The 11,396-nt window shown below is 67.1% G+C and carries 9 protein-coding genes; 4 read left to right on the top strand and 5 right to left on the bottom strand.

The genetic code is table 11. The features are described from left to right. Positions 1–115: 115 nt before the first annotated feature. The 5 genes from pruA to H5T77_RS24540 all read right to left on the bottom strand — a co-directional run bounded on the left by pruA (position 116) and on the right by H5T77_RS24540 (position 6,063). Positions 116–1,753 carry an L-glutamate gamma-semialdehyde dehydrogenase gene (gene pruA, locus H5T77_RS24560; RefSeq protein ID WP_292653235.1) on the bottom strand — a complete coding sequence of 546 codons (1,638 nt, stop codon included), beginning with the start codon at positions 1,751–1,753 and terminating at the stop codon, positions 116–118. A gap of 11 nt (positions 1,754–1,764) precedes the next feature. Beyond that, positions 1,765–2,475 (bottom strand): GntR family transcriptional regulator, encoded by a 711-nt coding sequence (locus tag H5T77_RS24555; protein WP_292653234.1) that lies wholly within the window; start codon positions 2,473–2,475, stop codon positions 1,765–1,767. A gap of 54 nt (positions 2,476–2,529) precedes the next feature. After that, entirely contained in the window at positions 2,530–3,435 is a 906-nt protein-coding gene (locus tag H5T77_RS24550; RefSeq protein WP_292653233.1) for a proline dehydrogenase family protein, read from the bottom strand. 282 nt (positions 3,436–3,717) lie between these two features. After that, entirely contained in the window at positions 3,718–4,770 is a 1,053-nt protein-coding gene (locus H5T77_RS24545; protein WP_292653232.1) for a proline racemase family protein, read from the bottom strand. Positions 4,771–4,938: 168 nt separating this feature from the next. Then, entirely contained in the window at positions 4,939–6,063 is a 1,125-nt protein-coding gene (locus tag H5T77_RS24540; protein WP_292653231.1) for an alpha/beta hydrolase, read from the bottom strand. A 182-nt stretch (positions 6,064–6,245) separates the two neighbouring features. Here H5T77_RS24540 and H5T77_RS24535 point away from each other — a divergent pair, with 182 nt between their 5' ends. From H5T77_RS24535 to H5T77_RS24520, 4 genes are all read left to right on the top strand, one after another. Continuing rightward, complete coding sequence (locus H5T77_RS24535; RefSeq protein WP_292653230.1) at positions 6,246–6,953, top strand: transporter substrate-binding domain-containing protein; 708 nt, start codon at positions 6,246–6,248, stop codon at positions 6,951–6,953. 141 nt (positions 6,954–7,094) lie between these two features. Further along, positions 7,095–8,516: a CapA family protein gene (locus H5T77_RS24530; protein WP_292653229.1), complete on the top strand. Its 1,422-nt coding sequence runs from the start codon at positions 7,095–7,097 to the stop codon at positions 8,514–8,516. Next, positions 8,513–9,631: an ABC transporter substrate-binding protein gene (locus H5T77_RS24525; protein WP_292653228.1), complete on the top strand. Its 1,119-nt coding sequence runs from the start codon at positions 8,513–8,515 to the stop codon at positions 9,629–9,631. Before H5T77_RS24530 ends, H5T77_RS24525 begins: the two co-directional genes overlap by 4 nt. After that, positions 9,523–11,307: a thiamine pyrophosphate-binding protein gene (locus H5T77_RS24520; protein ID WP_366816671.1), complete on the top strand. Its 1,785-nt coding sequence runs from the start codon at positions 9,523–9,525 to the stop codon at positions 11,305–11,307. The genes H5T77_RS24525 and H5T77_RS24520 overlap by 109 nt, the downstream gene beginning before the upstream one ends. Positions 11,308–11,396: the final 89 nt, after the last annotated feature.

Here is an 11,396-nt window from a genome sequence, read left to right as displayed (position 1 = left end):
GGGTTCCCCCGGGGGACTTGCCGCCCGCCTTCCGTGGTTGGGTGTGCGTGGCCGTCGGGCGGTCGCGCCTAGGCAGCCGCGACCGCCGGACGGCGGGAGGGGTTGGTCGACTCGGTCAGCGAGCCAGGTAGGGGTAGGTCCAGTCGGTGACCGGCACGAGGTTCTCCTTGATGAAGCGCGGGGAGAGCCAGCGCTGCAGGGAGAGCCGCGAACCGGTCTTGTCGTTCGTCCCCGAACCCCGGCCACCGCCGAAGGAGACCTGCCCCATGAGGGCACCTGTCGGCTTGTCGTTGACATAGGTCATGCCCGAAGCGTTGCGCAGGCCGTCGAGGGCGGTCGAGATCGCGGAGCGGTCCGAGGCGAAGATCGACAGGGTGAGGGCGTAGTTGCTGCCCTGGTCGATCGCCCGGATCGCCTGGTCCCAGTCGCTGTCCTCGAAGACGTGGACGGTGAGCATCGGGCCGAAGAACTCCTCGGACATGGTGAAGGCGTTCGGATCCGTCGTGGTGTAGATCGTCGGCTTCACGAACCAGCCGGTGCTGGTGTCGGTGGTGCCACCCGCGAGCAGCTCGTGGCTGTCGAGGGCGTTGGCCCGGTCGAAGGCCCCCTGGAGACGCTCCGCACCGGCGCGGTCGATGACGGCACCGACGTACGTCTCGTGCAGCGTCGGGTCACCGACAGGCAGCGACGAGACGATGTCGACGAGCTCGTCCTTGAGCTTGGTCCACACCGAGCGCGCGATGAAGGCACGCGACGCCGCGGAGCACTTCTGGCCCTGGTACTCGTAGGCCGAGCGCACCAACGCCGTACGCACCGCGTCGACGTCAGCGGTCGGGTGCACGAGGACTGCGTTCTTGCCGCCGGTCTCCCCGACCAGCCGCGGGAACGAGCGGTAGGTGTCGATGTTGTTGCCGATCGACTTCCACAGGCTACGGAAGATGGCCGTGGAGCCGGTGAAGTTGAGGCCGGCGAAGTCCGGGCTCGCGATCGCGGTCTCCGCGATGGTCGCGCCGGAGCCGTTGACCACGTTGATGACGCCCGGCGGCAGACCGGCCTCCTCGAAGACCCGCATGGTCACCTCGCTCGAGAGCGCTGACTTCGGCGAGGGACCCCAGACCACCGCGTTGCCCATGAGGGCGGGCGTGCTCGGCAGGTTGGCGCCGATCGCGGTGAAGTTGAACGGCGTGAGCGCGAGCGCGAAGCCCTCGAGCGGCCGCTGGTCGATCGTGTTGATGTCACCGGGCAACGATGGCGGCTGGTCGGCGTAGATCTGCGAGGCGAGGTGCGTGTTGTAGCGCATGAAGTCGGCGAACTCGCAGGTCGCGTCGATCTCGGCCTGGTGGAAGGTCTTCGACTGGCCGACCATGGTCGCCGCGACCAGCTCGTCGCGGTACTTGCCGGCCGCGAGCTCACCCGCGCGCAGGAAGATCGCGGCCCGCTCCCACCACGGGGTGCGCGACCAGGACTCCTGCGCGGCGAGCGCAGCCTCGATGGCGGCCTTGGTCACGTCCGGGGTCGCCTCCGCCAAGCGGCCGACGACGCTGGCGTGGGCGTGGGGCTCGACGACGTCGGTGCCCTCGCCGGCGAAGACGCGCTCCCCCGCGATGACGTGCGGGATCTCCTTCACGCTCGAGCGGATCTCGGCGATCTGGGCCGTGACCGCGAGGGACTCCGGGGAGCCGGGGACGAAGTCGCGAGCGGGCTCGTTGACGGGGGCAGGCACACGAGGGTTCGCGGCGGTGTTGACGGTCATGGTTTTCTTCCTCACTGGTGGTGATGGACGTTCGTTCGGGTCTGCCCCTGCTCAGGGGCTGAGATCTCTGCTTCGAGCCGGGTGCGCGCGGCCGCGATCGACTCGCGGGTGATGGCCGTGGCCAGCGTGGTGTCGCCGCGCTCGATCGCCTCGATCAGGGCCGGCTGCGGCTCCCAGAGCGAGGCATCCTGGTGCTGGATCGCGGCCGTCGCGCCCATCACCTTGTAGGCACGGCACTGAATCCACAGCTGCTCGATCAGGTCCATGATCACCGGGTTGCCCGAGGCCGCGTAGACCGTACGGAGCAGCTTCTCGTCCTCGTCCAGGGCATCGTTGACCCGGACCTGGACGACGGCGCGGTACATCCGCTCGCACGCGGCGCGCATGGTGGCGATGTCGGCCCGGCTCACCCGAGCCGCACCGCGACGTACGGCCTCGATCTCGAGGATCGACCGCGCGTCATAGATGTCGATCAGCTCGCGGGTCGTGAACTCGCGTACCCGCGCGCCCCGGTGCGGTTCGCTCACGGCAAGGCCGTTCTTGACCAGCTGCTGGATCGCCTCGCGTACCGGCATCACGCTGGTGCCGGCGTCCTCGGCGAGGTCGCGGATGCGCAGCCTCGCCCCTGCCCGGAGCTCGCCGCTGAAGATTCGGCCGGCGACTCCGTCGTAGACCTGGTCGGCGGCGCGCAGCCGGACCTCGTCGTCCTCCGCCGATGACATGCGGGTCTCCTCTCTGCCGTGGACACCGAGTCCCGGCGGTCGATCGGTGCTGCCTCAGCCCGCGAGCGAACGGAGGAAGAGCAGCAGGTTGGCCGGCTTCTCCGCCATCCGCCGGGTCAGGTACGGGTACCACTGCGTGCCGTAGGGCAGGTAGATCCGCACCCGGTAGCCGTCGCGGACCAGCTGGTCCTGGAGCGGACGACGGACGCCCTGGAGCATCTGGAACTCGAAGGACTGCTTGTCGATTCCGAGCTCGGCGGCAGCCGTCTTGATGACGTCGACGCATGTGTCGTCGTGGGTGCCGAAGGCCGGGTCGGGGAGGTTCTTGAGCGCCCAGACCGACAGGTACTTGTACTGCTCGGTGACGTCGTCGGCATCCTTGATGGCAAGGTCTCTGGACTCCAGGAACGCGCCCTTCACCAAGCGGACTCGCGGCGGGATCTTGAAGTCGGTCAGGTCCTCGAGCGTGGAGCGCATGTTGGCCTGGATCGCCATCCGCGTCTCGGGGAACTCCTCCTGGATCCGGCGGAAGATCGCCATCGTCTCGCGGCCGACCGAGCTGTGCTCCATGTCGACCTCGACGATCGAGCCGTGCTCACGCGCGGCGACGAGGAGGCGACGGAGGTTCTCCTCGCACCGCTGCGAGGAGAGCGCAACGCCGAGCTGGGAGAGCTTCACCGACACGCTCTGCCCTGGCACCAGCTCGGGCAGTCTCTCGATGACCCGCAGATACTCGTCCGTGGCGACGTCGGCTTGCGCCACGTCCGTCACCGACTCACCGAGGAGGTCGAGGCTGACGTCCATCCCGTCGCGGTTCAGGGCCGTCGAGACGTTCAGCGCCTCCGCGAGCGTCGTTCCGGCGACGTACCGCTGGATGATCGGACGGGTGAGCTTGTTGTTGCTGGCGAACTCCTCGAGCCGCTTGCTTTCGGCGGCGGCGAGGAGGAGACGGTTCGGCATGGGCATTCCCTCGGTAGTGGCTCGGTGACGAGTTCGCTGGCCTGTGAGCACTTTCACCCTAAAGTGTGATCACAGATCGCGCAAGAGGCGGCCCCGCCTACGCCTGTCGCCAGCAGGCAAGGCTCGCGTTCGACCGCGCAAGACCGCTCAATTCCGGCCCGCCTGGGCAAAACGAGGCGCTCTGGTCGAACGCGTCAAGAAGACGTATCCGACCGGAGCGCCGATCGATGTGATCACAGCGGAGGGGATCGATAGCGACCCTGTCGCCCGCCGTGCCATGGCTCAGGCCCAGATGTCACCCACGACGTAGCCCTCGTCGAAGGGGTCGTCCGGGTCGAGGACCCAGGTGCTGTAGCCGGTGATCCAGGCCCGCCCGCCGATCGTCGGCACGACAGCATCGAACCGCCCGACCTTCTCTTCGCGGATCAGCTCGCCGGTATAGACCGTGCCGAGGATCCCCTCGTGACGAAAAGGCGTACGGAGGGCGAGCTCGCCCTTGGCGTGCAACGTCGCCATCCGAGCACAGGTGCCCGTTCCGCACGGGCAGCGGTCCAGCGCTCCGGTCCAGGTCGCGGGATCGTCGAAGTCGACGGGGCCGCTCGCCACGGTGACGACGTTCTTCCGGTCGGCATCAGGGTTGTCGGAGGGACCCGACAGCTGGGAGATCGTGATCCCGTAGCCCGGATAGTGCGGGTGCTCGACCGGCAGCTGGTCCTGTGCGGCACGCAGGATCAACGAGGAGATGCGGGCGATCTCGGCACCGTGCGCAGGAGTCAACGCGACCCAGTCGAACTGGCCGACATCGGCGATGACGTAGAACATCCCGCCCCAACCGACGTCGACGGTCACCTCGCCGAGCTCCGGCACCTTGATGACAGCGTCCGTATAGGCGGCGAACGCCGGCACGTTCTCGAAGGTCACCTGCGTGACCTTGCCGCCGGAGCACTCCGCACGGATGCCGATCAGGCCTGCCGGCGCCTCGAGCTTGAACTCGGTCACCGGCTCGACCATCGGGATCATCCCTGTCTCCAGCAGGACGGTCGCGACGGCGATCGTGTTGCCGCCGCTCATCACCGGGTACTCGACCTGTTCCATGATGATGTAGCCCGCAGCCGCCTCGGGGTGCTTGGCGGGCACGATGAGGTTGCAGCACAGCGGCGGGTATCCGCGTGGCTCGCGCAGCATCAGCTTCCGGAGCTGGTCGTCGTTCTCATCCAGCCATCTCATCTGGTCATAGACCGTGTCGCCGGGGATGTGCGGAACCCCGCCGGTGATGACTCGCATCGGCTCGCCCGAGTGAGTCTCGACTGAATGGATCATGCGCTTGAAGGCCATGTGTCAAACCTCAGGGCTCTCGGGTGGGGCAACGACTGGAGGATGGCCACTGCGCCCCGACGTATCGAAGGCGCAGTGGCGACGCATGTTGGATCCACGCAAAGAGGACACTAGATGTGATCACATATTGCGGTCAAGCGATTCGGTTCAACAGCACATCCAGACGCATCAGCGTCGTTCGAGCACCTCCGAGAAATAGGGCAGGACCTTGGTCTCGAACCGTTCCGGGATCCGGTTGCCGTGATTGCCCTCGTACACCTCGAAGCGATGCTCGACGTCGTACGCCGTCAACGTCGCGTCCAGTCGGGTGAGGTTTCGGGCGATGTTGACGTCGGCGTTGCCGACGTCGAACGCGATGTTCTGGGTTCGCAGCGAGCCGATGTACTGGTCGACCATCGCCAGGGGGCGGTTGGCGGTCATCCGGCCGTAGACCTCGGGGTCGAGCTGGCCGTCGACGAACGGGGAGTCGAAGTAGAGGGGCGGCTTCGTGGGGTTCGGGGCCCACGCCGCAGCCGCGGCGACGGCGGTGCGGATGCTCGACGGCGGCCCATCGGGGTAGTTCTCCGGGTGCGCGGTGTAGTCCTGCATCGCCTCGATCTCCTCGGCGGTGTCCGGGATGTTGCTGTTCGCGTCGATGCAGCAGGAGCTGAGGACGTACAGCGAGGAGAAGACGTCGGGGTGCTTCATGCCGATCCGCAGAGCGCCGTAGCCGCCCATCGAGTGGCCGGCGATGCCACGGGAGTCACTGTCCCGGATCGTGCGGTAGTGCGAGTCGATGTAGGACACCAGCTCGTCGGAGATGAACGTCTCCCAGTCTCCGGTCGTCGCACCGCTGGAGTAGTTGCTGCCGCCGTGAACGGTCATGGCGTTCGGGGTGACGATGATCATCGGCTTCGAAGTCTTGGTCGCGAGCGTACGGTCGGCGGTCGCAGGCACGTTGGTCCCCGCATCCTCGGCGAAGTAGCTGAGGTCGGTCTGGGTGAAGCCGTGCAGCATGTAAAGCACCGGATAACGGGTGCTGCGGTTCTTGTCGTAGCCGGGAGGCAGGTAGATCGACACGTCGCGCTCGGGGTCATCTCCCTCGAGGTTGCCGCTGAGCGCTGTCGATGCCACCTTCACCCGCAAGACCGTGCCGGACGTCTTCGAGTCCGGTCGCGACTGCGCGTGACCGGACGCGTGCTCGGTGCCCGCGACAGCGACTCCACTGGTCAGGCCGGTGGTGAGAACCGTCGTGGCGACCAGCGCCGCGGCGATGCGTACCGTGTGTCGAGATCGTCCTGTTCGTCTGCTCATTGCATCTCCCTTGGTCTGCGCACTCGCGCGTCGAGGCGGACTGTGATGGCGATCACGCCATCCATGATCACTATCCGCACGGGGAGGCGGCGTCTGTCGAGCAACGATCGGTGATGGAGAGATAAGCAGCCGTCGTCACCTGGCACCGGCTCTTCGTCCGCCTGCGTGGCTACATTGACGAGATGAGCAACGAACTGAGCGACGCCATCGCACCGACCGGAGCGCTGCGGGTGGTCATCAATCTCGGCAACGCGGTCCTCGCCCAAGGCAGTGCCGACGATCCTCGAGGAGTGACGGTCGACATGGCCCACGAGATCGGCGAATGGCTGGGAGTTCCGGTCCGGCTGACGGCCGTCGACCAGGCTCGGAAGGCGTACGCCGAGATCGCCTCCGGTCGCGCGGACCTGTGCTTCCTCGCGAACGAGCCGGCACGGGAGGACGCCGTGGCCTTCACCGCGCCCTACGTGACGATCGACGGCGTGTACGTCGTCGATCCGGACTCCGGCCTCCAAGAGGCTGGGCAGGTCGACCGGCCAGGCGTCGCGATCGGCGTCAGGGAGGGATCGGCGTACGACCTATACCTGACCAGAACGCTCGAGCATGCCAGCATCGTCCGTGGCGACGAGGCGACCGATCTGTTCGAGAGTCAGGGGCTCGACGCAGCCGCCGGGGTGAGGCAGCCGATGGAGGCATACGCATCGGCCACCGGTCGCCGACTTCTCGAGCCGCCGTTCATGCAGATCAACCAGGCGGTCGGTCTCCCCCGTTCACTGGAGCCTCGGATCGTCGATGCCGTCGCCTCCCATGTGGAGGACCTGAAGTCCTCCGGGTTCGTCGCGGCCGGCCTGGCCCGCAGCGGAGTCGACGCCACGGTGGCACCGCCGGCGTGACCGCAGTCGACGGCAACCGATAAGGCCGGGGTTATCGGGTCACTATCAACTGTGTGGTTTCGCCCTGCGACGGGCTCCACCTATGTTCGATGGCAGTGACCGGCATCACACGCCGGTCTGACCCGAGTGGAGTGAGGCCCGATGAGCACATCGATGACTGTCGCGATCGCGGGAGAGTATCTTGCGGCGCGACCGTTCGCCCAGCTCACCGATCCAGCCATGCTGGGCATCCGGGACGCGTTGCACGCGGCCGATGTGACCTACGCACACCTCGAGATGAACTTCGGTGATCACCGTGAGCTCTGGGCGGGACGCGGCGACAGCTATGGGAGCTACATGCTGGCGGACCCTGCGGTCGCCGCCGACCTCGCCTGGTTGGGTGTCGATGTCCTGTCGATGGCGAACAACCACAGCCTCGACTTCGGACAGCGTGGCCTGACCTCGACCTTGGACGCGTGCAGGAAGGCCGGCCTCGCCTGCGCTGGGACCGGTGCCGACCTCGACGAGGCGCGGAAGCCGGCATACCGCGAGACATCGGCCGGCCGCGTGGCACTCGTGGCGACGGCATCGGGGAACAAGGCCACCGAGTGGGCAGGCCGCCCCAAGGAGACGATGGTCGGCCGTCCCGGCATCAATCCGCTTCGCGTGAACATGTGCCACGAGGTCGACGCGGACAGCGCCGCCGCCCTGCGCGAGGCGGCCGACGGACTGGGCATCTTGCGCACCAAGGCGCATACCGGCCCGGGAAAGACGGGACAACAGCTCGCTGACGACCAGTTCCAGCTGACCCTGCCGGGTGGACAGTCGGCCGCCGGTGAGTTCGTGTTCCACTCGGCCGAGACTCCCCGAGTCACGACTACGTGCCACCCCGAGGATCTCGAAGCGAACCTGCGGTCGATCCGATCCGCGCGAGCGATGGCGGACATCGTGCTGGTCGCCCACCACTTCAACCTCTCGGAAGGTCCGCGAGGCAACCGACCGCCGGCCTTCGTGCGCGAGTTCGCGCACCGGGCGATCGACGAGGGCGCCGACATCTATCTCGGGCACGGCTGGCACCGCACGCTCGGCATCGAGATCTACCGTGGCAAGCCGATCTTCTACGGTCTCGGCAACTTCTTCGCCCAGTCGGCCTTCCTCGAGCACGTCCCCGCCGATGCGTACGAGACCTGGGGCCACGACGCCGACTCACTGCCGTCTCTGACGCCAGATATCTGGCCGCTGCACCCAGGGCTCGGTCCTCACCGTGAGACCTGGTGGAGCTCCGCCCTCATCAATGTGGACATCGTCGACGGCAGGGTCGAGAGCATCACGCTTCGCCCCGTCGAGCTCGGGCGTGACGTCTCGGACGAGGCTCCGATCACGCGTAGCACCGGGCGCTCCGCCACGCATCCACTGACCGAGGGCAGGCCCCGACTCGCCAAAGGCGAGAACGCGACCCGCGTGCTCGAACGGATTCAACATCTCTCCCGAGATCTCGGAACCGACCTCACCATTGACGACGGAGTCGGCAGCATCCGTCTCATCCCCCAAGTTGCTGCCCCCACGAAAGGTGAACCCCGATGATGAGATTGAAGGCCTTGGCGACAATGGCGCTAGCCGGCGCGCTGGCACTGTCCGCGTGCTCAGGTGAGGGCGAGGCTGACGAGAGCCTGCCGAAGGACGTGGCCGAAGCAGGCGGCATGGACGAGCTGGTCAAGCTGGCCAAAGCGGAGGGCGGCGAGCTGAGCCTCTACGCCGGGACGACCGAGAAGTCCACCACGGAGTGGACCAAGGCCTTCACCGAGAAGTACGGCATCAAGGTCAAGCTCTACCGCGATGGCAGCACCACGCTGTTCCAGAAATGGGCACAAGAGACACAGGGCGGCGTGAACAACGCCGACATCGTCATCCAGAACGTCTACCAGCTCTGGCAGGACGCGGACGAGAAGGGCTGGATCACCGACTACACCACCGAGAGCGCCGGCGACTACGACTTCGAGACGATCTACGGCGGCAAGACCGATCTGGTTGACAAGGTCTACTCGCTGCACCAGAGCATCGGCGCCATCGCCTGGAACACCGACGTCGCCACACCCGAGCAGAAGGCCCTCCTGGAGAAGGACCCGGTCGCCGCGCTCGCCTCTCCGGCATTCAAGGGCGAGATCGCCCTGGGTGACACCGGCGGCGCGACCACAGCCGGCAACTACGCGAACGAGGTGTACAACGAGGCCGACAAGTATGGCTGGGATTGGCTCGACGGCGTAGGTGCCAACAACCCCTCCCTGTTCGAGAGCCAGATCCCGATCGCGGAACAGCTCGTCAAGGGTGAATACACGGTCACCTTCGGCACGGACACGCTCTACAACTCATACATCGAGCAGGGCGCGCCCATCCAGTACGCCTACCCCGACCCGACGGCGTCAGCGCTGTGGATGCTCGCGCTGCCGACTGACACGCCTCACCCGTACACCGCTCGGCTGTTCCTCGAATGGGCGACGTCGCCCGAGGGCCACGACCTGATGGCTGAGCTGGGCACAGGCACCGGAACGCGCACCGGGTGGGAGGACGACCGGAAGGTCGCCGAGGAGGAATGGTACGAGGCGCCGAACCCCTGGTACGGGTTCGCCGACCTCGAGGAGATGCAGGGCGACGGGCTCGGCGAATTCGTCACTCGCGTCAACAAGACCCTCGCCAACTGACACAGGAAGATATGAAGGAGAAGATCGTGCTAGGTCACGTAGGAGTCGCGCAGCTGTTGGCGTCGCGAGGGTTTGACACCGTGTTCAGCATGCTGGGCGGAACCAACGTGCCATGGATCGGCGCCGGCGTAGCCGACGGTCTTCTCCGCCTGGTGCCCACCCGACACGAGGCGACCTGCGTCTCGGCCGCCGTCGGGTATGCACGATCGACCGGCAAGGTCGGGCTGTGCAGCGTCTCACGAGGCCCTGGCTTCGCGAACGCGGTCAACGCACTGATAGCCGCTCAGCGCAACCACAGCCCGATCATGCTCGTCGTCGCCGAGTCGCCCTCACCGGACTCGATGACGGCCCAGAACGTGGACCAGCGCGGGTTCACCGAACTCATCGGCGCCGGGTTTCACCACGCCGGCACCTTCGCCGAGCTCCCCGCCGCCCTCGACGCCGCTGTCACCGCGGCCGAATGGGACGGACAACCGCAGGTCCTGAGCCTCGCCGACCGCATCGTCGACGAGGAGATCGACGATCTCCCCGCCGGACGGGCACCCGGCCGCTCCCGAGGTGCCCCCGACGCAGCATCGATCACCACCGCCGTCGACATGCTCGCGGCTGCCTCTCGGCCGGTGATCGTCGCGGGCCAGGGTGCCGTGCACGCGGACGCCGGGGCGGCACTCGCCGACCTCGCCGAAGAGACCGGTGCGGCCCTGGCGACGAGCGTCCTCGCCAACCAGCTGTTCGCCGGTCACCCCCACGACCTCGGTCTCAGCGGTGGCTGGGCCCCGGTGGCCTCGCGCGCGACCCTGCGGGAGTGCGACCTGGTGCTGGTGTTCGGCGCTTCCTTCAACCAGTTCACCTCCGGGCACGGCAAGCTCTTCTCGAACCCGGCCGTCGTCCAGTGCGACGTCAACGCCGCCGCGGTCGCCGAGGTCGTTCCTGTGGACCTCGCCCTCATCGGGGACGCACGCGACACGGCCGCATTGCTCCTCGATGAGTGGAGACTCAGAGAGCTTGGACGTCGCCAACCACCGTCGCTGCCGTCTAGGCACGAGATCCGCGAGTCCGTGCACGCAGTGCCACTCGAGACCAGCACCGGCCTCGACCCTCGAGAGGTCTACCGCGTTCTCGACGAGGTCCTCCCCCCGAACCGAGTGATCGTCACCGACTCGGGCCGCTCGCTGCCCACCCTGATCTCGCTCGTCGGCACGCCAAGTGCTCGCGACTTCCTGGTCGGCCGCGGGTACGGCTCCATCGGGCTCGGTCTCGGCACGGCGATCGGCGCATCGGCCGGTCGGCCGGATGCCCCCGTCTTCCTCGTCTGTGGCGATGGCGGCCTCATGATGAGCGCCCAAGAGCTCGATGCCGTACGCCTCGCCGGTCTCGATCTCACCATCATCGTGATGAACGACCTCCAGTACGGCGCCGAGGTCAAACACCTGCGAAAGTACGGTCTCCCCGACGACATCGCGCAGCAGGCGCCGCCCGACCTCGTCGGCCTGGCGAGGGTGTTCGAAGGCTCCGGCCAGCTCGTGACGACCCTGGACGATCTACGGGGGCTGACGTTGCCCCCGCACGGGCTGCACCTCGTCGATGTTCGGATCGATCCCGAGATCGAGGGGACGCGCGCTCTCGGCCCCAACGCGGAGAAGCGACTCGGACTGGCGTCAGCCGGATCCATGTGATGCCGCTCACTCCCGGCCAGCTCATGACGACCCTGGACGATCTACGGGGGCTGACGTTGCCCCCGCACGGGCTGCACCTCGTCGATGTT

Origin of the sequence: Nocardioides sp., assembly GCF_014360585.1 — a bacterium.
GTDB lineage: Bacteria > Actinomycetota > Actinomycetes > Propionibacteriales > Nocardioidaceae > Nocardioides.
This window is presented reverse-complemented; position numbering and strand designations above follow the sequence as displayed.